The organism is Shewanella sp. MSW (assembly GCF_007636515.1).
GTDB classification, from domain to species: domain Bacteria; phylum Pseudomonadota; class Gammaproteobacteria; order Enterobacterales; family Shewanellaceae; genus Shewanella; species Shewanella indica.
Map to the genome: position 1 here is coordinate 53,596 of NZ_LVDR01000004.1, position 20,229 is coordinate 73,824.

The window sequence follows — 20,229 nt, forward strand, 5'->3', positions numbered from 1 at the left end:
GTTTATACTCTTTACCTTGCTAATTATTCTTCCAGGAGAAAACCATGAAAATCAGTGCACGCAACTGTCTTGGCGGTACCATCAAAGCCATCGAAGAAGGCTCTGTAAACAACGAAGTCACCATTGAACTGGCTCCGGGTGTTGAGCTAACCTCTGTGGTCACCAAAGCCTCCTGTGAGCGTTTGGGGCTTAAAGTAGGTGACAGTGCATACGCACTGATCAAAGCCAGCAGCGTAATGCTGGGTGTTGACGAATAATCAATGAGCAGCGCCGCAAGGCGCTGTTTTTTTGTTATATATACGGATATCTATTGGGCCAAAGTAGTGGGCCCTGAAAAACAACAAGCCTATTTTCAAGAGACGCTGGCCTATATCAACGCCGAGCGTGCCCGGGGAAAGGTCATCAACCCTCCCAAAACTAACACCTTCAACGCTCTGCGTTATACGCCATTATCAGAAGTCAAAGTAGTGCTCCTGGGACAAGATCCCTATCATGGTCCATCAAGCCCACGGCCTGTGCTTCTCAGTGCCCAAAGAGGTGGTGCCACCGCCATCATTACAGAACATATTTCAGGAGCGGGCCAATACTGTCCCGGGGTTTAGGGGGGGCGAATAAGTCCTCGTGGAACTCTCGCTTCATGGTAACCCTAGGAGATAAATGCCAGACATAAAGAAGCCGGTCATTTGGACCGGCTTCTAGGCTAAATCATTGAAGTTATTTACTCATCGCTTTCAGGGTAAACAATTTCAGCTTTGGCCTTCAACATATTGATAACGGCGCGATAGTCATTCTCACCGTACTGACTGTTAAGACCTTGCTTGATGGCCGCAACCTGATCGGCCGGTGTACTTTCTGCATCATGAATGGCATCCAGTACCACCACGGCATAACCGGTCGCCAGCGACACAGTATCAACGCTCAAACCCTCTTTGGCCTTGGCCATCTGGAATGCCTTGCTCACCAAAGCCGAATCTACATCCTGGGTGAAACGTCCTAAGTTGGCATGGCTCTGCAGCGCGATATCAGCATTACCTTCTTTGAGCTTGACCATGTATTCCTGCGCCTTGTCACGAGCAATCTCATTGGCTTTTTGCTGCTTGAGACGTACTTCAATGGCAGGCTTAACCTCGGCGAACTCAAGTGTGCCGGCTTGCTGATGTTCCTTAACGCGGATAACCACGACATGGTTGCGCTCCACTTCCAGCAGCTCACTGTTCATACCTCCCAGTACATCACTGGAGAAGGCGGCTTTGGACAGTTCCGGCTTATCGAAAGGTGCTGGCGCGTTGTCACGGCCGAACAGTCGGGTAGTCTTGATCTCTGCACCAACAGCCTTGGCCGCTTCTTGCAGGTTATCAGGGATTTCATAGCTGGTATCGGCCAATTTCTGCTGCAGACCATAGAATTGGCTGACTGCTTCATCTTGCTTGAGCTGCGCGACTATCTTGTCTTTCACTTCGGCGAAAGGTGCAGTCTGACCGCTCTGGATATCCAGCAGCTTGATGATATGGAAACCGAAAGGCGTCTTGACCACTTTAGAGACATCACCCTTGCTCAGTGCAAACAGGGCGTCATCAAAAGCAGGATCCATCACACCAGGCTCAAACCAACCCAATTCCCCGCCCTTCTCACCGCTCAGGGTATCCTGAGAGTCTGACTTGGCCAGCGCAGCAAAATCAGCGCCGTTTTCCAGTTGCTTGTGAAGATCCTCAGCCTTGGCTTCGGCGTTGTCGGTCGAGGCATCGATCAGAATATGGGCTGCCAGACGCTTTTCGGCTGTCTGATATTGATTCTGATGCTCATCATAGTAAGTCTTGGCTTGCTCATCACTGACCTGAATGCTATCGGCCAAATCTTTGGCATCAAGCTCAACATATTCCAGGCTGATCATTTCCGGACGTTCAAATTGGGCCGGATTGGTGTCGTAGAATGATTTAACTTCCTCTTCGGTCACTGTCGCTTGGTCCAGGAAAGGCTCAGCGTCAACCAGGAGATAGCGAATATCACGGGTTTGTCCCTGCAGCTTAGCCAGAGCTTCGGCTTCACCGTTGAGAACAAACTCGCTGCCAATCAAGGCACTGATCAGCTGACGACGAGTCATATCCACCCGCATACTTTCACGGAAAGTCGCTTGTTGATAGCCCAGTTGGCGCAGAATGGCTTCGAAGCGATCATTGTCAAACTTGCCTTCAGTCTGGAAGGCCGGCTCTTGTCTAATGGCTTCTGCAATTTGAGCATTGGACACTCGCAAGCCCATTTCAGCGGCGGCTTGATCCAGCAGCTTTTGCGCTACCAGACGTTCAAGCACGCCTTGCTTGATACTGGCCAAGTAAGCATCATTGGCCGCCAGGGCGTCAAACATCTCACCCAACTGTTGTTCCAGACGGGCACGCTCGCTTTGATAGGCCTGGTCCAGTTCGGTTGTGGAAATCTCTTCACCATTGACTGTGGCGGCCGGAGCCACTGAGGAGGAACCCAGGTAACTGCTTACACCAGCAAATGCAAAGGAAAGTATCACCAGCACCAAAATAGCTTTGGCTATTACGCCCTGTGACCCTTCGCGAATCTTCTCTAACATCAGACGTCTCGCTTAGCGATTAATAGTAAAAAAAAGGCGCATCTCTTGTGGGATGCGCCTATCTGTAACATGAATGGAGTCTGCAGACGCTACTTCAGCCTATCCTCACACTCCGAAACGTCGGCTAATCCGGCGTTTCTCAATCCGTAAAAAGCACTGCCTGGCAGTGCTTAATCTTTACGAAAGCCTACAAAGGCTACGATGTTAATTAGTTAACAGCGTCTTTCAGAGCTTTACCTGCCTTGAATGCAGGGATTTTAGCTGCAGCGATTTTGATCTCTTTCCCGGTCTGTGGGTTACGACCAGTGCGCTCAGCGCGCTCACGCACTTCAAAAGTACCGAAACCAACAAGAGAAATTTTGTCGCCTTCTTTCAGACCATCAGTCACAGCTGCGATGAAAGAGTCCAGTGCGCGGCCGGCAGCGGCTTTAGAAATGTCAGCACCAGAAGCGATTTTCTCGATTAGTTCAGATTTGTTCATGTCATCCCCTTGAATGTAGTTTTCGCGCCGCAACCAAATCCTTCTCTAGAGCGGTCTGCGGAGGCTTTTATAACAAGCTTGATACCAAAGTTCAAGCTCAGTTGGAAAACCAAAGAATTTAAATTGGATACAGCTCAAAGCCAGTTGCCCCAAGGGCTTGGCACAACTGGCTCTCCACAGACCTAGGCTACCACAGGTCTGGGTTTTGTTAAGCCCCTTTTTTCATTTTTTTTAGTGGCATAGGACATTTTCTTGCGTTAGCCCAAATTTTTTACCACTTCAAAGCCTTCGACTGGTCGCTCAAGCGCCAATTGCAGCACTTCGTCTATCCAACGAACCGGACGAATTTCCAAGTCTGCCACTACGTTAGCCGGAATTTCTTCCAGATCCCGTTCGTTCTCCTTGGGTATCAATACCAGTTTAATACCACCTCGGTGGGCCGCCAGCAGTTTCTCTTTCAGGCCACCGATTGGCAGTACTTCACCTCTCAGGGTAATTTCACCTGTCATGGCGACTTCACCCTTGACCGGGTTACCTGTCAGGCTGGAAACCAAGGCAGTACACATAGCGGCACCGGCAGATGGACCATCTTTCGGGGTTGCCCCTTCGGGTACGTGCACATGGATATCACGCTTCTCGTAAAAGTCAGGGTTGATCCCCAACTGCTCGGCGCGCGCCCGAACCACAGTCATAGCGGCCTGGATAGACTCCTGCATCACATCACCCAGCGAACCTGTATAGGTGAGTTTGCCCTTACCGGCCACTGAGGTGGCTTCGATGGTCAGCAAGTCGCCGCCCACTTCGGTCCAGGCCAAACCTGTCACCTGGCCAATCTGGTTCTTGGATTCTGCTTTGCCATAGTCAAAACGCTGTACCCCGAGGAAAGACTTGAGGTTGTCCTGATTGACATCCACATGCTTGGTGTCTTTCTCCAGCATGATCTGCTTCACCACTTTACGGCAGATCTTTGACAACTCACGCTCCAGTGCCCGCACCCCGGCTTCACGGGTGTAATAACGGATCACCCCGAGAATGGCGCTGTCATCGACAGTGATTTCAGTCTTCTTCAGGCCGTTACGTTCAATCTGCTTCGGCAGCAAGTGCTGCTTGGCAATATTGAGTTTCTCATCTTCGGTGTAACCGCTAAGACGGATAACTTCCATCCGGTCCAGCAAGGGGCCAGGAATATTCATCGAGTTGGAGGTGGCCACAAACATCACGTCGGACAGATCGTAATCCACTTCCAAGTAGTGATCGTTAAAGGTCGCGTTCTGCTCTGGATCCAACACCTCCAGCAGAGCCGAGGCCGGATCGCCACGCATGTCCGAACTCATCTTGTCGATTTCATCGAGCAGGAACAGTGGGTTCTTCACCCCGACTTTGGCCATCTTCTGGATAATCTTGCCCGGCATAGAACCTATATAGGTACGGCGGTGACCACGGATTTCCGCTTCATCACGCACGCCGCCCAATGCCACCCGCACATACTTACGGCCGGTTGCTTTGGCAATAGATTGCCCCAGAGATGTCTTACCTACCCCCGGCGGGCCAACCAGACACAGGATAGGGCCCTTGAGCTGTTTCACCCGGCTCTGTACCGCCAGATACTCGAGGATCCGCTCTTTAACCTTCTCCAGACCATAGTGATCTGTATCCAGCACCTGTTCGGCCTTGGAAAGGTCACGCTTAATCTTGGAGCGCTGTTTCCAGGGCACTGAAGTCATCCAGTCAACATAGCTGCGTACCACTGTGGCTTCAGCCGACATCGGAGACATCATTCTCAGCTTGTTAAGCTCGGCAGAAGCCTTCTCTTTGGCCTCTTCCGGCATGCCGGCTTCTTCAATCTTGCGGCCCAGGCTTTCAAATTCGTCATGGCCCTCATCAAGATCGCCAAGTTCCTTCTGAATAGCCTTCATCTGCTCGTTGAGATAATACTCACGCTGGCTCTTTTCCATCTGTTTCTTGACCCGAGAGCGGATACGTTTTTCTACCTGCAGCAGGTCGATTTCCGCTTCCATCATGGCCATCAGATATTCAAGCCGCTCACCGACCTTGACCATCTCAAGTACAGACTGTTTGTCTGCCAGCTTGAGCGGCATATGCGCCGCCATGGTATCGGCCAGTCTGTCGGCCTCTTCGATACCTGAGAGTGAGGTGAGCACTTCTGGAGGAATTTTCTTGTTCAGCTTGATATAGCCTTCAAACTGACTGATTGCGCTGCGTACCAGCACCTCTTCTTCCTTGTCGTCCAGCGCTTCTGACTCCAGGTAGTGTGCGGTGGCAACAAAGAACTCTTCTTCCTGGGTATAACGTTCTATGCGGGCGCGCTTACCGCCTTCGACCAATACCTTGACAGTGCCATCAGGCAGCTTCAGCAGCTGCAAAATAGAAGCGACTGTACCTACGTCGAAAATATCGTCTATGCCAGGCTCGTCCAGATCCGCATCCCGCTGCGCCACAAGAATGATCTGTTTATCCTGCGCCATGGCAGTTTCCAAACAACGGATGGACTTTTCACGTCCTACGAATAACGGAATTACCATATGGGGATAGACCACCACGTCTCTCAGTGGCAGCACGGGCAATTCGATTCGCGCTTCACGCTCTAGGGTCATAGTTCGATTCCGTTTCAGTTAAAGATTACATTGAGTATATTGGGACGCTTTCCCGGCTTTCAATGGTAAAGATAAAAAAAGGAGCCCCAGTGGACTCCTTAATTTTCAACCTGATAGCTTATTGCTCAGTTATTGGTCACCGGCAGCAGCCTGGGAGTCATTATTCTCGTAGATAAGAATAGGCGCTGACTCACCTTTCACCACAGACTCATCGATAACCACCTTGACCACATTATCCATGGACGGCAGGTCATACATGGTATCAAGCAGTATCGCTTCAACGATGGAGCGCAAACCACGGGCCCCTGTCTTACGGGACATGGCTTTTTGTGCTATCGCCTTGAGAGCGTCATCGCGAAACTCAAGTTCGACATTTTCCATCTCGAACAAAGTGGCAAACTGCTTGGTGATGGCGTTTTTGGGCTCGGACAGGATCTGCACCAGAGCCGCTTCGTCCAGTTCACCCAAGGTCGCAACCACAGGTAAACGCCCGATAAACTCAGGAATAAGGCCATACTTGACCAAGTCTTCCGGCTCAACCTGCAACAAAGTATCTGTGATGGTGGCCTTTTCAGCCTGACCTTTAACCTGAGCGCCAAAACCTATGCCACTACCCACATGGGAGCGCTGCTCAATCACCTTCTCAAGGCCTGCAAAGGCACCACCACAAATAAAGAGTATCTTGGAGGTATCAACCTGCAGGAACTCCTGTTGCGGGTGTTTACGACCGCCCTGAGGAGGCACGGCGGCAACAGTGCCTTCAATCAGTTTCAGCAGTGCCTGCTGCACCCCTTCACCGGACACGTCTCGGGTGATGGAAGGGTTATCTGACTTACGGCTGATTTTGTCAATCTCATCGATATAGACAATACCACGCTGTGCCTTGTCAACATCATAGTCGCACTTCTGCAGCAACTTCTGAATGATATTTTCAACGTCTTCCCCCACATAACCGGCTTCAGTCAATGTGGTGGCATCCGCCATGGTAAAAGGCACATTCAGGAACCGCGCCAGGGTCTCTGCCAGCAAGGTTTTACCGCTACCGGTTGGACCGATAAGCAGAATATTACTCTTGCCAAGCTCCACACCATCTTTGGGGGCGCTGTTTTTCAGGCGTTTGTAGTGGTTATAAACCGCAACAGACAACACCTTCTTGGCCTGCTCCTGACCGATAACATAATCATCCAGATGAGCGCGCAGTTCATGGGGAGTCGGCAGTTTGTCCTGATCCCGATTGGGCGAAATCTCTTTTATCTCTTCGCGAATGATGTCGTTACACAGTTCGACACATTCGTCGCATACATATACAGATGGCCCGGCGATCAGCTTGCGAACTTCATGCTGGCTTTTTCCGCAGAAAGAGCAATACAGCAATTTGCCGCTATCACCGTTGCCTTTGTTGTCACCCATTACTCTACCTCTTTTGCAGTCTGCTCTACTGCCATACACTTAAGCGTCTTCAATCTGAGCATAGCCCAGCCATAAGCAAAAATCAGCTTTAACGTTTGGTCAGAACCGAATCCACCAAACCGTATTCCATGGCTTGAGAAGCACTCATAAAGTTATCTCGGTCAGTATCCCGCTCGATGATTTCCAGTGGTTGGCCTGTGTGCTCGGCCAACATCTGGTTCAGCTTCTGTTTAATCCCCAGGATCTCTTGGGCATGGATAGCGATATCCGATGCCTGGCCCTGGAAACCACCCAAAGGCTGATGGATCATCACCCGCGAGTTCGGCAAACAGTGACGCTTACCCTTGGCACCACCGGCCAACAGGAAGGCGCCCATACTGGCCGCTTGCCCGATACATACAGTGCTGACATCCGGCTTAATAAACTGCATGGTGTCATAAATAGCCATACCAGCAGTGACAGAGCCGCCTGGTGAGTTGATATAAAGAGAGATCTCTTTATCCGGGTTTTCTGATTCCAAAAACAGCAACTGTGCCACGATCAAGTTGGCCATGTGCTCTTCAACCTGACCAACCAGGAAGATCACCCGCTCTTTCAACAAACGTGAATAGATATCGTAAGAGCGTTCTCCCTTGGCGGTTTGCTCAACCACCATAGGAACGAGTGCATTAAGTACTGATTCTGGCGCGTTATGCATCATTAACTTTCCCTAAATAAAAAACGGCCCGCATGAGGGACCTCATACGAGCCATTATAAATGGCGAACAACCAAGCAAGTCAAGCTTAGGTTATGCGCGGCCGGTAGCCTTGTTCATAAATTCTTCAAAAGCGACATCTTTCTTAGTCACTTTGGCTGATTTCAGAACCGCTTCAACAGCTTGCTCTTCCAGAGCCAGGTTGCGCATGTTCTGCATCAACTCTTCGTTACCGTTGTAGTATTCAATCACTTCTTTTGGATCTTCGTAGGCAGAAGCCATGGAAGCGATCAACGCCTGTACACGCTCTTCTTCAGCTTTCAGCTCATTGGACTTGATCACTTCGCCAAGCAGCAGACCGACTTTAACACGGCGCTCGGCTTGTTCAGTGAACAGCTCGGCAGGCAGTTCAGGCATGTTGGCACCTTGACCACCGAAACGCTGCATGGCCTGGCGACGCAGAACGTCAACTTCACCGTCGATCAGCGCTTTTGGCAGTTCGATTTCATTGGCAGCCAGCAGGCCTTCAAGAACTTGTTCTTTCACATTGGCTTTCAGAGCTTGTTCCAGCTCGCGGCCCATGTTCTTGCTGATCTCAGCTTTCAGAGCGTCGATGCCACCATCGGTGATACCGAACAGCTTGGCGAACTCGTCGTTAACTTCAGGCAGGTTGGCGCCCTTGACTTCTTTCACTGTGATAGCGAACTTGGCGGCTTTGCCTTTCAGGTTTTCAGCGTGGTATTCCTCAGGGAAAGTCACGTCGATGTCGAACTCTTCACCGGCTTTGTGGCCTTTAACGCCTTCTTCAAAACCAGGGATCATGCGACCGCTGCCCAGTTGCAGTTCAAAGTCTTCGGCCTTGCCGCCTTCAAACTCTTCACCGTCAACGCTACCAACAAAGTTGATAACCACTTTGTCACCGTCTTCGGCAGCGCGCTCAACCGCTTCGTAAGTCGCGTGTTGCTTGCGCAAGGTTTCGATCATGTTATCAACGTCGGCTTGTTGTACTTCGGCAACAGGCTGCTCAACTTCGATACCGTCCAAGCCTTTGATTTCAACTTCTGGATAAATTTCAAAGGTCGCGGTGAACTCAAACTTTTCGGCGTCAGTGGCACCTGGGGTAAAGGTAGGAGCACCGGCAGGGTTCAACTTCTCGGCAATGATGGCCTCAATGAAGTTGCGCTGCATTACTTCACCGGTAATGTCTTGGCGAATCGCTTTGCCGTAACGCTTTTCAATCACGCTTGCTGGGACTTTACCTGGACGGAAGCCTGGGATACGGGCACGCTTGGCTTCGCGTTGCAGGCTGTCTTTAACCAGTTTTTCGATCTGCTCTGCAGGAACAGAGATGGTCAGGCGACGCTCCAGGCCTTGGGTTGTTTCAACAGAAACTTGCATTGTTTTACCTCGAAATGTGTCTAACGTCCTTTGCAATAGCCGATTGTTTCAACTATTCAGGTATTCGTTTCTTGATCTTTAACTTGACTTAAATGCCCATCAGAAGTGAATTCCGGCACCGGTCGCACATTGTTGATTGTTATCAAGACGCAGCATTATATCGACCGTTCTTAGTGGAGTCGAGCCTCAATGCCACAGAAAAGGGCATAAAAAAAGCGACCTAAGGTCGCTTTTTTTAATTAAAGAGTGGGGTGACTGATGGGGCTCGAACCCACGACAACCGGAATCACAATCCAGGGCTCTACCAACTGAGCTACAATCACCACCGAAAGTGGTACGCCCGGCAGGATTCGAACCTGCGACCATCCGCTTAGAAGGCGGATGCTCTATCCAACTGAGCTACGGGCGCAGGACCTGCAAATTCAATTTGCATCCTAAGCGGTACTGACAATGCTATCCACACTGCCCTTGAAATCTGGTCGGTGATAGAGGATTCGAACCTCTGACCCTCTGCTCCCAAAGCAGATGCGCTACCAGGCTGCGCTAATCACCGAAAATTTTCTCCAAGCGCGGTTACAACCGGCTCGCCTCGAGAACGGAGCGCATCTTAGCCCCTCACCCGACAAGCGTCAACGATTTTTTTAAGCACTTTATCTGCTTGGCGAAATTACGTGCTGCTTTAACGAAATTCTGTGTTCTGAACCCTGTTTGTCCATGACACTCCCAAGCCTCACTGGTAAAATGGCGCCGTTTTCAACATCATCGCGCCATACAAAGGATATCCTACACCTATGACAGCCCAACTAATAGATGGCAAAGCGATTGCGCAATCCATAAGACAACAGCTAAAGCAAAAAGTCGCTGCACGTCAAGCAGCGGGACAACGTATCCCAGGCTTGGCTGTTATTCTGGTGGGTGCTGATCCTGCCTCTCAGGTTTATGTCGGCAGTAAGCGTAAAGCCTGCGAAGAAGTGGGGTTCATCTCCCGCTCCTATGATCTGCCTGAGTCCACCAGTGAAGAAGAACTGCTGGCCCTGATAGACTCGCTCAATGAAGATGCCGCCATAGATGGCATTCTGGTGCAGCTGCCGCTGCCAGAACATATTAAAGAATCCAAGGTCATTGAGCGGATCCGTCCCGACAAAGATGTCGACGGTTTCCATCCTTATAATGTCGGCCGTTTGGCTCAACGGATCCCGGTACTGCGCTCCTGCACCCCCATGGGGATCATGACCCTTATCAAATCTACCGGTATCGATACCTATGGACTGGATGCGGTTGTGGTTGGCGCCTCCAATATCGTGGGCCGTCCCATGACTCTGGAGCTGCTGCTGGCCGGCTGCACCACAACTACTTGTCACAGATTCACCAAAAATCTCGAGGATAAGGTCAGCCGCGCCGATCTTCTGGTGGTTGCCGTCGGCAAACCCGGCTTTATCCCCGGTAGCTGGATCAAACCAGGCGCCATAGTCATAGACGTGGGCATTAACCGTCTAGACAGCGGCCGTTTGGTGGGCGATGTTGACTTTGATATTGCCTGTGAGCGCGCCAGCCACATCACCCCTGTTCCCGGTGGCGTGGGTCCAATGACCATAGCCAGCTTGCTGGAAAACACCCTGTTTGCCGCGGAGCAATATCACGACTAAGGGTAGATTGAAACCAACCTCAGTTTGGTTTCAATTTCAAGCGATAAAAAACGCCGGCTTCAACAGCCGGCGTTTTCGTTTCGATTATTAGCAAAGAAGGATTACTTCTTGCGCCAGCTGGTTCCTTGTGGGCCATCTTCCAGCACCACCCCCAGCTCATTCAATCTGTTGCGGGCAACGTCGGCAGCAGGCCAATCCTTTTCGGCACGGGCACGGTTACGCTCGGCAATAAGCGCTTCGATCTCAGCCACTTCATCGTCGCTGCCCTCGCCTTTGAAGAAGGCTTCAGGTGTAGAGCTGACAATTCCCAAAACATCGGCCAGTTGTTTCAGTGACACGCCAAGGGCCGAGGCGGCCGCCATATCCACGCCCTTGAGGCGGTTGATTTCACGCACTATCTCAAACAGCACAGAGTAGGCTTCGGGGGTGTTGAAGTCATCATCCATCGCCGCCTTGAAGCGCTCAACGTACTCTTCGGCAGGCGCGGCTGTAACACTCAGGTCAAGATCTTTGAGCGCTGTGTAAATTCGCTCAAGCGCGGCTCTGGCCTGTTTGAGGTTGTCTTCCGAATAGTTCAACTGGCTACGGTAGTGGCCGGACAACAGGAAGTAGCGCACGGTTTCGGCATCATAATGCGCCAACACATCGCGAATGGTGAAGAAGTTACCCAGCGACTTGGACATCTTCTCTTTATCGACCATCACCATGCCGGTATGCATCCAGTAGTTCACATACGGCGTGTCATGGGCGCAGCAAGACTGGGCGATTTCATTTTCATGATGCGGGAACTGCAGATCGCTGCCGCCGCCATGGATATCGAAATGCAATCCCAGGTGTTTGCTGTTCATGGCAGAGCACTCAATGTGCCAACCGGGACGACCCGGGCCCCAAGGTGAATCCCAAGTGGGTTCGCCAGGCTTGGACATCTTCCACAACACAAAGTCCATGGGATCGCGCTTATGTTCGTCCACTTCGACCCGGGCACCGGCCTGCAACTGCTCCAGGTTCTGCCCGGAAAGCTTGCCGTATTCAGGGAAAGAAGCAACGCTGAAAAGTACATCGCCATCATCGGCTACATAGGCATGACCACGGGCGATCAGCGCCTCCACCATTTCGATAATCTCGGCAATATGCAGAGTCGCCCTTGGCTCCATATCGGGGCGCAGCATATTCAGGGCATCAAAATCTTGGTGCATCTGGCCGATGAGACGCTCGGTGAGGCTATCGCAGCTCTCGCCATTTTCATTGGCGCGCTTGATGATTTTGTCATCCACATCTGTAATATTGCGCAGGAAGTTAACCTGGTAACCTGCGTAACGCAGGTAGCGTACTATCATGTCAAAGGAAACAAAGGTCCGGCCATGACCGATATGACACAAGTCGTATATGGTGACACCACATACATACATACCCACTTTATCTGGGTTAATCGGTTTAAATTCCTCTTTTTGGCGACTCAGACTGTTGTATATCTTCAACATTGACTTTCTCTTCAACAATATAGGATTAGTGGGTAAAACGAATCTGGCAGTTTAACATTGCCACAAGCTCTTGAATACTGCCCTTTATAGCCGGAGTCGGATAAGTTAGAATCCGCCAACAAAATTTATCCTGAGGATCCGATCATGATTACATTGCACACCAACCACGGCGACATCAAACTGGCGCTGGATAGTGAAAAAGCCCCTCTGACTGCGGCCAACTTTATCAAGTACGCCCAGGAAGGCTTCTATGATGGCACTATATTCCACCGCGTTATCGATGGTTTTATGGTTCAGGGTGGCGGCTTTACCGAGCAGATGTCACAGAAACCTACCAATGCCCCTGTGCGTAACGAAGCCAACAACGGTCTGTCAAACAAGACAGGAACCATAGCCATGGCCCGCACCTCTGATCCTCACTCCGCCACCGCGCAGTTCTTTATCAACGTCAACGACAACACCTTCCTGGATTTCAAAAACGAGTCAATCCAAGGCTGGGGTTACTGTGTATTCGGTGAGGTGGTAGAAGGTATGGACGTGGTTAATGCCATCAAAGGCGTAAGCACTGGCAACCGCGGCATGCACCAGGATGTGCCTCTGGAAGCCGTGATCATCGAGAAAGTGACCATAGCTGACTGATAACTTCTGAATGCGCACTCTCTTTATCGGCGATCTGCACCTAAGTGCCGATCGCCAAGATATCCTCAACGCCTTCTATCACTTCCTCGATACCTGTCTTGAACAGGTCGACGCCCTCTATATTTTGGGGGATCTGTTTGAGGTTTGGGTCAGTGATGATTTGGCTGAGCCCTTTGCCCTGGCGCTGGCCGAGCGTCTCTATGAAGTCAGCCGCACCCTGCCGGTATACTTTATCCACGGCAACCGCGACTTTATGCTGGGGAAAGAATACGCCGCCAAAGCGGGGATGACCTTACTGCCCGAAGTGTATCGACTGGAGCTCTATGGCCACAAGACAGTGCTGCTGCATGGCGACAGCCTCTGCACTCTGGACAAGGCCTACCAGCGTTTTCGCCGGTTTCGCAATATGGCATTGCCCCGCTGGATATACCGCCATCTGCCGAAAAAGACCCGCAGCAATATTGCCGCCAAGCTCAGGCAAAACAGCCAGATGCAAAATCAGCTTAAGAGTATTGAGATAATGGATGTTGAGCCGAGTGCTGTGGATGAACTGTTTGCCAGTACCGGCGCCGAGTTGATGATCCACGGTCACACCCATAGACCGGATATCCATCAATTAGTGGCTAATAGGCAGCGCTTGGTGGTGGGAGACTGGTATGAGCAGGGAAGTGTCTTGAGTATCAGTGCCGAGAACATAGAACTGACCAGCCTGCCTTTTATAGAGAAAAGCCAACAGACCCGACTTTAGTTGAGCTCATTCAGCCCCAGTTTTATCTGTGTGGCTGTGTCGACCCGCATTGAATCTGGCCTGCCCTGATAACCGATAAAACCCTTCCAATCAGTCAGCTGCCGACCCTGTCGGCATCTGCATTTACCTAGTATTGGCGCAACATCGAGTAGCTTAAAGCGGCGCGCCGCTGTGAAACCTGAATTCATCATCCGACGCTAGAATAAGCTCGGCTTCCACCTCGGCAAAATAAGCCACTCTGGCGCTGATATCCTCGCCGGCAATTGCCTCGGCCAATGAAAGATAATCCTGATAGTGACGCGCTTCAGAACGCAGCAGTGAAATGTAAAAACGTTTAAGCTCATCATCGAGCCAAGGCGCCAGCTTGGCAAAACGTTCACAGGAGCGGGCCTCGATAAAGGCGCCCACTATGAGTTTATCTATCAGAGTCGCTGGCTCATGGGTGCGAACATGCTTCATCATCCCCTTGGCATAACGACCGGCGCGGATGTTGCTGTATGGGATATTGCGCGCCAACATCAGCTCCAGCACCTGTTCAAAGTGATGAAACTCCTCTTTGATAAGGCGGATCATCTTGGCGATAAGTTCAGGGCCATGGGTGAACCCCGCCCTGGGTGTCAACTCACCAATCAACTCGTTCTTCTTCACTTCTCTGGCCAGAAATGCCGCCATATCCCTGTCGTTTCGATAAACAAACTCTTCGTAGGGCTTGGCCCAGGTGAGCAACTGCTCGCCACTTTGCTTGTCCACCGCATACTTGCGAACCAAAAACATCGCCGTCTGCGCCGCCTTAAGCTCACAATTACAGTGATCTATCAGCAATTCGGCCAGTCTATGATCCTCTTTGGCAGCTGCTATCCAGCTGTCCGGGGTTTCACAGGCCAGGAATTCTTTTACAGGGGCGAGTAACTGTTGCATTGAGGTCAAGCTTCCACAAGAGTTTTCAAGGCCGCCAAGTCTACCAGCAAGCCAATGCTATGCCCACTGCCTCTCGGCGCGCAAACTTGACGCCCCGCCATTTTTGTTCAATAAATAGACTCAGAGCGGTAAAACGCTCGTCTGCAGTTTGACGAGCAAAAGTCAAAGCGGAATAAGGATAATTATAATGGTATTGAATCACTTAATGGGGTTGTATACCCATCCTAAACAGGAATGGCAAACCATAGAACAAAACCATGAGGCATTGAAAAGTTGTCTCAGTCACCTGCTACTCATTGCGCTCATCCCTTCTATCTGCAGTTATATCGCCGCTGTGCATATCGGCTGGAATCCCGGTGCCGGCGAACCTCTTTTTCTAACGGCCCAAAGCGGCTTCTTTATGTGTGCCGGTATGTACTGTAGCCTGGTATTCGGCGTATTTGCCCTCGCCTATCTGGCCTATTGGATGGGTCAAACCTTTGATGCCCACCCGGACTTTACCCAGTGTCTGGAACTGGCTTCCTATACCGCCACGCCGCTGTTTATGGTGGGGCTGGCGGCGCTTTACCCTGAACTCTGGTTTATTATGGTGATAGGGTTGATAGGTCTTAGCTACTCCGTATACCTGCTGTATACCGGGGTCCCTATCATAATGAACATTCCCGAAGAAAAAGGCTTTATCTATGCCAGCTCTGTTGTCACCGCAGGCTTGGTGCTCCTGGTGGCGCTGATGGCCGGCAGTGTGATCCTCTGGAGCATGGGACTCGGCCCAATACTGCAATAGTAAACGCGGCTGACATGAAAAAGGCGCTCAATGAGCGCCTTTTCTATCTGTATCCTCGAAGTATTAAGCGAATGAATCTCTTAATGCCACAGTGCGGTTAAATACCAGCTTATCTGGACTTGAGTCCTTGCTGTCGGCGCAGAAGTAACCTTCACGCTCAAACTGATAGGCCTTTTCGGCCTCTGCTTGCACCAGACCGGCTTCAACCAGACCATGCTTAACCACCAAAGATTCCGGGTTCAGTACTTCATCCACCGTTTCTGCCGCGGCCGGATTAGCGTCAACGAACAAGCGATCATAGAGACGGAACTCGGCAGGTACAGCGCTGCTGGCTTCGACCCAGTGGATCACGCCCTTAACCTTGCGGCCATCGGCAGGGTTTTTACCCAGAGTCTCAGGGTCATAACTGCAGTATATGGTGGTGATCTTACCGTCAGCGTCCTTGTCGCAACGCTCGGCTTTAATCACATAGGCGTTGCGCAGACGCACCTCTTTGCCCATCACCAGACGCTTGTAGTGCTTGTTGGCTTCTTCACGGAAGTCGGCCGCATCGATATAAAGTTCACGGCCAAAGGCCAGCTCACGATTACCCAGTTCTTCCTTATTGGGATGCACCGGCGCACTAACATGCTCCAACTGCCCTTCTGGATAGTTCTCAATGATCACCTTAACCGGGTCGATAACCGCCATGGCTCTTGGGGCATTGTCGTTTAGCTCTTCACGGATACAGGCTTCGAGCATGCCCACTTCCACCAGGTTATCCTGTTTGGTCACGCCGATGCGATCACAGAACTCACGGATGGAGGCTGGGGTGTAACCACGGCGGCGCAGACCGGCGATAGTCGGCATGCGGGGATCATCCCAGCCATTAACCAACTGACGCACCACCAGCTCGTTGAGCTTACGCTTGGACATCAGGGTATATTCCAGATTCAGGCGTGAAAACTCATACTGACGGGTACGGTTGGGGATCTTGAAATCATCCAGATTATCCAGCACCCAGTCATAGAGGCGACGGTTATCCTGAAACTCCAGCGTACAAAGGCTGTGAGTGATATTTTCCAGCGCATCAGAAATACAGTGGGTAAAGTCGTACATGGGATAGATGCACCACTTATCACCCGTCTGATGGTGATGAGCGAACTTAATTCGGTAGATCACCGGGTCGCGCATACACATGAAAGGTGATGCCATGTCTATCTTGGCCCGCAGTGAACATTCGCCTTCTTTAAACTCACCGGCGCGCATCTTTTCAAACAGCGCCAGGTTTTCTTCAACGCCGGTGTCACGATAAGGGCTATTCTTGCCGGGTTCTTTCAAAGTGCCGCGATACTCGCGCATCTGCTCGCCATTGAGAAAACACACATAAGCCAAACCTTTTTTGATCAACTCAACGGCATAGCCGTAGAGGTTATCAAAGTAGTCTGACGAGTAATGGATATCACCTGCCCACTGAAAGCCCAGCCATTGCACGTCCGCTTTAATGGAATTCACATAGTCGATATTTTCCTTTTCCGGATTGGTATCGTCAAAGCGCAGATTACACTGGCCCTGATAATCCCTGGCAATACCGAAATTCAAACAGATAGATTTAGCATGACCTATGTGCAGGAAGCCATTAGGCTCTGGTGGGAAACGGGTGTGCACATTGGTGTGCTTACCGCTCGCCAAATCTTCATCTATGATATTGCGAATGAAGTTACTTGGACGTACTTCGGTGTCCACATGACTCATGAAATTCCTCTTTGCGAACAATGGCAGTCTAACGAAAAGAGGCATGATCCTACAGATCATGCCCGGTTACAATCCTTCTAGAATAAAAACTGCGGCGCACTTCGTCAAACCCGGCGCCGTGATCAAAAAAGCAGCCTCAAAGGCTGCTTTCTTGCTTGTGACTTTACTCAGTCACTATCTTGATACCCGGAATAATCTCTTGGGTCTTGCGGCCTTTGCGCTTCAGCCACATATAGAAACCAATCAGGGCAAGAACAAAGAAGCTAATCCAAGCGCTGGACTGCAATGGATGCTCGGCAAACGTCGCACCTTGATAGACCACAGTGGCACTGCCGTAAGCCAGTGCAAAGGTCCAAGTAGCCGCGAAAGTAGCCCAACGACTGCCAAACTCATTCACCAATGCGCCCATAGCGGCCACACAAGGGGTATAGAGCAAAATAAACAGCAGATAAGAGAAGGCCGCCAATTGTCCGCTGAACCCTGCCTGCAACGCCCCGAATGTTGACTGATCAACCCCCTGCTCTTCGGCAGCCAGGTTTTTATCTTCAACATGGCCCACAGACAACTTGAGCGGATCTTCCATCACTATGCCGAACAGATTGGCCGGAATGGTCGCCAGCGCCTCGGAGAAGCTGTCCATCAAAGGAGTAAGCTCACCATCACCGCCATCAGCCGTGCTATACAAGCTATTGAGCGTACCCACTACCGCTTCTTTGGCGAAGATCCCTGTCACTATCCCAACCGTGGCCGGCCAGTTGTCTTCCTCTATCCCCATAGGTGAAAACACCGGGGTGATTTTTTGACTGGCGACACTGAGCAGCGATTCCTGGCTGTCTTCATGGCCGAAGCTGCCGTCAACGCCTATGGCATTGATAAAGTTAAGCAGTGTTACTACGACCACAATGGTCTTGCCGGCGCCGAGAATAAAGCTCTTGGTACGCTTACCTGTGCGGGAAGCCACAGCTTTTAGCTTGGGCATTTCATAGCTTGGCAGCTCCATCACCACGGCACTACTGTTCCCTGGCAGCAAGGTATTACGCAACAGTAGGCCTGTGCCTATCGCCGCCAAAATACCTATAAGATAGAGACCGAACACCAGGTTCTGACCTGAGTCAGGGAAAAAAGCCGCCGCAAACAAGGCGTATACCGGCAATCTGGCACCACAGGACATAAAGGGCGCCATCATACCCGTGACGATACGTTCACGTTCACTACCCAGGGTGCGGGTCGCCATGATGGCAGGCACAGAGCAGCCGAAACCAACAATCATGGGCACAAAAGCCTTGCCGGGCAGGCCGATGCGACGCATCAAACCGTCAACCACAAAAGCGGCACGGGCCATATAGCCGGAGCCTTCCAACACAGATAAAGCCAAAAACAGCGCCGCGATAACCGGAATAAAGGTCGATACAGTCTGAATACCCTGACCTATACCACCGGCCAGCAGAGTCACCAACCAGGCAGGAGCACCTATGTTGGTCAGCAAGGCCCCGAAATGATCAACAAACAGTGCACCGGCACTGATATCGAAGAAGTCGATAAAGGCACTGCCCACGTTGATGGCAAACATGAACATCAGGTACATCACCAGCAAAAATACCGGGATACCCAATACAGAATGCAATACCAACTTATCAAGTCTGTCACTCAAGGTCAGTTGACCGTCGGCATTGACAGAACCCTTGTAAACGCGCTCGACAAAGTCAAAACGTGTTGTGGCGACCATGATCTCTATATCTTTGCCTTCGAGTGTCAATTGATCTGTCACTCTGGAGACTTGTTCATCGAGTAAATTGTTTTGACAGGAACCACAACCCAGACCATTAGCCAACATAGCCAAGGCTCGGCCACGACTCAGTTGAGCGTCACTGCCCATAATGGCAGCGACGCCGGTTTCAATAGTGGCATCATACTGCAGCATCAAAGGCGACTCTGAAACCCGCCCTTCCAGCAGTGCTATCACCTGTTCCTTGACCCGCTCGACGTCTTGGGCTTCTCTAGAAGTCACGCCTATCACAGGGCAACCCAATTCTCGACTCATGGCTTGGGTATCGACCCGAATGCCGCGCTTGACCGCCGCATCCATTTTATTGAGTACCACAACCATGGGTATGCCAAGTTCACGCAGCTGCACTGTCAGATACAGGTGACGTTCGATATTGGTGGCATCTACCAGATTGATGATGCCATCGACTTTCTGGCTGGCCAGATACTGCTGGGCAATCTGCTCATCCAGCGAGCAATCACAGTTGTTGCCAGCGGGAAGAAGATCGTAAATGCCGGGTAAATCAGTGAGAAAGACATCATCACCGTTTAGCGAAAAGTGACCGGTTTTCTTTTCAACTGTCACCCCGGACCAGTTACCCACCTGTTGATTGGCACCTGTCAGGGCATTGAACAATGTCGACTTACCGGCATTGGGGTTGCCGACAGTGACACAATGAAACTGCTTAGTCATTGGCCTTTTCCACCTCTATAATCTGTGCCAGATCCTGACGCATGCACAACTTACTGCCGCGGATGTCCAATTCCAACCCGGATCCCATGGGAGCTCGACGGATCAAAGAAAAACGGGTATTTGGAGTGATCCCCATGGACAGGAGCTTGCGTTTGACCACTGCAGGCAGATCCAGATGGCCAACTTCGGAAATCATGGCGCGATCACCGGGTTTCAATTCACTTAACTTCATTGCCTCTACCACTGAAAACAGCATGCAAGCATGCGGGTAATGATTCGATTTTACCTGAAACCGTCAAATAAGAACTTTATCTGGATCAAGCTTTTCAACTGGTAACGATAATAGTTTTCAATTGTGTTGGCTATTATGAGACAAAAGCGCTCGGGAATAAACCGCTTAAGCGCAAATAACCGAAACTGAATCCGGTATTTTTCTGCTTCAGATCCCAATTTCAGCTTAAAGAGCGGCACAACAAAATGTGGCGCAGATCACACTTTGTTGTTTTCTTTTTTAAATCAGCCTTCTTTATACATAAGCATCATTAAAAAGTTATCGCCTTGTCATTTTTTTGCTCTATTCTTTAACATTAGCAATTCAGTAAATTACTGAAGCATGCCCAATAACTATAAATCGGCAATGAACG

Annotated in this window: 17 protein-coding genes and 3 tRNA genes; 6 read left to right on the plus strand and 14 right to left on the minus strand. The window is 50.8% G+C overall.

Annotated elements, in window-relative coordinates; all coding sequences use genetic code 11:
- Positions 1-44: 44 nt before the first annotated feature.
- Positions 45-257 (plus strand): molybdopterin-binding protein, encoded by a 213-nt coding sequence (locus tag AYI96_RS05075; protein WP_025010701.1) that lies wholly within the window; start codon positions 45-47, stop codon positions 255-257.
- Between the two features lie 3 nt (positions 258-260).
- Positions 261-602 (plus strand): hypothetical protein, encoded by a 342-nt coding sequence (locus tag AYI96_RS20380; protein WP_071476452.1) that lies wholly within the window; start codon positions 261-263, stop codon positions 600-602.
- A gap of 116 nt (positions 603-718) precedes the next feature.
- Here the strand turns inward: AYI96_RS20380 and AYI96_RS05085 are convergent, their stop codons facing one another.
- From AYI96_RS05085 to AYI96_RS05125, 9 genes are all read right to left on the minus strand, one after another.
- Complete coding sequence (locus tag AYI96_RS05085) at positions 719-2,578, minus strand: SurA N-terminal domain-containing protein (protein ID WP_071476453.1); 1,860 nt, start codon at positions 2,576-2,578, stop codon at positions 719-721.
- Positions 2,579-2,786: 208 nt separating this feature from the next.
- Complete coding sequence (hupB, locus tag AYI96_RS05090) at positions 2,787-3,059, minus strand: nucleoid-associated protein HU-beta (RefSeq protein WP_025010704.1); 273 nt, start codon at positions 3,057-3,059, stop codon at positions 2,787-2,789.
- 257 nt (positions 3,060-3,316) lie between these two features.
- Entirely contained in the window at positions 3,317-5,674 is a 2,358-nt protein-coding gene (lon, locus tag AYI96_RS05095) for an endopeptidase La (protein ID WP_144361121.1), read from the minus strand.
- A 129-nt stretch (positions 5,675-5,803) separates the two neighbouring features.
- Positions 5,804-7,084 carry an ATP-dependent protease ATP-binding subunit ClpX gene (gene clpX / locus AYI96_RS05100; RefSeq protein WP_039033888.1) on the minus strand — a complete coding sequence of 427 codons (1,281 nt, stop codon included), beginning with the start codon at positions 7,082-7,084 and terminating at the stop codon, positions 5,804-5,806.
- Positions 7,085-7,172: 88 nt separating this feature from the next.
- A complete protein-coding gene (clpP, locus tag AYI96_RS05105) occupies positions 7,173-7,781 on the minus strand; it encodes an ATP-dependent Clp endopeptidase proteolytic subunit ClpP (protein ID WP_039033912.1) in 609 nt (202 codons plus the stop codon).
- A gap of 91 nt (positions 7,782-7,872) precedes the next feature.
- Complete coding sequence (gene tig / locus AYI96_RS05110; protein ID WP_039033887.1) at positions 7,873-9,177, minus strand: trigger factor; 1,305 nt, start codon at positions 9,175-9,177, stop codon at positions 7,873-7,875.
- 247 nt (positions 9,178-9,424) lie between these two features.
- A tRNA-His gene (locus AYI96_RS05115) sits at positions 9,425-9,500 on the minus strand.
- 9 nt (positions 9,501-9,509) lie between these two features.
- A tRNA-Arg gene (locus tag AYI96_RS05120) sits at positions 9,510-9,586 on the minus strand.
- 67 nt (positions 9,587-9,653) lie between these two features.
- A tRNA-Pro gene (locus tag AYI96_RS05125) sits at positions 9,654-9,730 on the minus strand.
- 238 nt (positions 9,731-9,968) lie between these two features.
- On the opposite strand from AYI96_RS05125, the gene folD reads away from it, so the two are divergent.
- Positions 9,969-10,823: a bifunctional methylenetetrahydrofolate dehydrogenase/methenyltetrahydrofolate cyclohydrolase FolD gene (folD, locus tag AYI96_RS05130; RefSeq protein ID WP_144361122.1), complete on the plus strand. Its 855-nt coding sequence runs from the start codon at positions 9,969-9,971 to the stop codon at positions 10,821-10,823.
- A 101-nt stretch (positions 10,824-10,924) separates the two neighbouring features.
- Here folD and cysS read toward each other — a convergent pair whose 3' ends face one another.
- Entirely contained in the window at positions 10,925-12,304 is a 1,380-nt protein-coding gene (gene cysS, locus AYI96_RS05135) for a cysteine--tRNA ligase (protein ID WP_144361123.1), read from the minus strand.
- A 144-nt stretch (positions 12,305-12,448) separates the two neighbouring features.
- On the opposite strand from cysS, the gene AYI96_RS05140 reads away from it, so the two are divergent.
- Both AYI96_RS05140 and AYI96_RS05145 read left to right on the plus strand, forming a co-directional pair.
- The gene (locus AYI96_RS05140; RefSeq protein WP_039033884.1) at positions 12,449-12,943 is read left to right on the plus strand and encodes a peptidylprolyl isomerase; all 495 of its coding nucleotides are present in this window, start codon (positions 12,449-12,451) and stop codon (positions 12,941-12,943) included.
- Positions 12,944-12,953: 10 nt separating this feature from the next.
- Positions 12,954-13,691, plus strand: a complete 738-nt coding sequence (locus AYI96_RS05145; protein ID WP_071476455.1) for a UDP-2,3-diacylglucosamine diphosphatase — start codon at positions 12,954-12,956, stop codon at positions 13,689-13,691.
- 153 nt (positions 13,692-13,844) lie between these two features.
- Here the strand turns inward: AYI96_RS05145 and miaE are convergent, their stop codons facing one another.
- Entirely contained in the window at positions 13,845-14,609 is a 765-nt protein-coding gene (gene miaE / locus AYI96_RS05150) for a tRNA isopentenyl-2-thiomethyl-A-37 hydroxylase MiaE (protein WP_071476456.1), read from the minus strand.
- Between the two features lie 187 nt (positions 14,610-14,796).
- On the opposite strand from miaE, the gene AYI96_RS05155 reads away from it, so the two are divergent.
- A complete protein-coding gene (locus AYI96_RS05155) occupies positions 14,797-15,393 on the plus strand; it encodes a Yip1 family protein (protein ID WP_039033881.1) in 597 nt (198 codons plus the stop codon).
- Between the two features lie 63 nt (positions 15,394-15,456).
- Here the strand turns inward: AYI96_RS05155 and glnS are convergent, their stop codons facing one another.
- The 3 genes from glnS to AYI96_RS05170 form a co-directional block, all read right to left on the minus strand.
- On the minus strand, positions 15,457-17,127 hold the full coding sequence (gene glnS, locus AYI96_RS05160) for a glutamine--tRNA ligase (protein WP_039033880.1): 1,671 nt from the start codon (positions 17,125-17,127) through the stop codon (positions 15,457-15,459).
- 163 nt (positions 17,128-17,290) lie between these two features.
- Positions 17,291-19,585, minus strand: a complete 2,295-nt coding sequence (gene feoB, locus AYI96_RS05165; protein ID WP_144361124.1) for a Fe(2+) transporter permease subunit FeoB — start codon at positions 19,583-19,585, stop codon at positions 17,291-17,293.
- On the minus strand, positions 19,578-19,817 hold the full coding sequence (locus tag AYI96_RS05170) for a ferrous iron transport protein A (RefSeq protein ID WP_039033911.1): 240 nt from the start codon (positions 19,815-19,817) through the stop codon (positions 19,578-19,580). Before AYI96_RS05170 ends, feoB begins: the two co-directional genes overlap by 8 nt.
- Positions 19,818-20,229: the final 412 nt, after the last annotated feature.

Coding starts and splice junctions, on each gene's coding strand:
- AYI96_RS05075 (WP_025010701.1), top strand. CDS start 45: ATGAAAATCAGTGCACGCAACTGTCTTGGCGGTACCATCAAAGCCATC.
- AYI96_RS20380 (WP_071476452.1), top strand. CDS start 261: ATGAGCAGCGCCGCAAGGCGCTGTTTTTTTGTTATATATACGGATATC.
- AYI96_RS05085 (WP_071476453.1), bottom strand. CDS start 2,578: ATGTTAGAGAAGATTCGCGAAGGGTCACAGGGCGTAATAGCCAAAGCT.
- hupB (WP_025010704.1), bottom strand. CDS start 3,059: ATGAACAAATCTGAACTAATCGAGAAAATCGCTTCTGGTGCTGACATT.
- lon (WP_144361121.1), bottom strand. CDS start 5,674: ATGACCCTAGAGCGTGAAGCGCGAATCGAATTGCCCGTGCTGCCACTG.
- clpX (WP_039033888.1), bottom strand. CDS start 7,084: ATGGGTGACAACAAAGGCAACGGTGATAGCGGCAAATTGCTGTATTGC.
- clpP (WP_039033912.1), bottom strand. CDS start 7,781: ATGCATAACGCGCCAGAATCAGTACTTAATGCACTCGTTCCTATGGTG.
- tig (WP_039033887.1), bottom strand. CDS start 9,177: ATGCAAGTTTCTGTTGAAACAACCCAAGGCCTGGAGCGTCGCCTGACC.
- folD (WP_144361122.1), top strand. CDS start 9,969: ATGACAGCCCAACTAATAGATGGCAAAGCGATTGCGCAATCCATAAGA.
- cysS (WP_144361123.1), bottom strand. CDS start 12,304: ATGTTGAAGATATACAACAGTCTGAGTCGCCAAAAAGAGGAATTTAAA.
- AYI96_RS05140 (WP_039033884.1), top strand. CDS start 12,449: ATGATTACATTGCACACCAACCACGGCGACATCAAACTGGCGCTGGAT.
- AYI96_RS05145 (WP_071476455.1), top strand. CDS start 12,954: ATGCGCACTCTCTTTATCGGCGATCTGCACCTAAGTGCCGATCGCCAA.
- miaE (WP_071476456.1), bottom strand. CDS start 14,609: ATGCAACAGTTACTCGCCCCTGTAAAAGAATTCCTGGCCTGTGAAACC.
- AYI96_RS05155 (WP_039033881.1), top strand. CDS start 14,797: ATGGTATTGAATCACTTAATGGGGTTGTATACCCATCCTAAACAGGAA.
- glnS (WP_039033880.1), bottom strand. CDS start 17,127: ATGAGTCATGTGGACACCGAAGTACGTCCAAGTAACTTCATTCGCAAT.
- feoB (WP_144361124.1), bottom strand. CDS start 19,585: ATGACTAAGCAGTTTCATTGTGTCACTGTCGGCAACCCCAATGCCGGT.
- AYI96_RS05170 (WP_039033911.1), bottom strand. CDS start 19,817: ATGAAGTTAAGTGAATTGAAACCCGGTGATCGCGCCATGATTTCCGAA.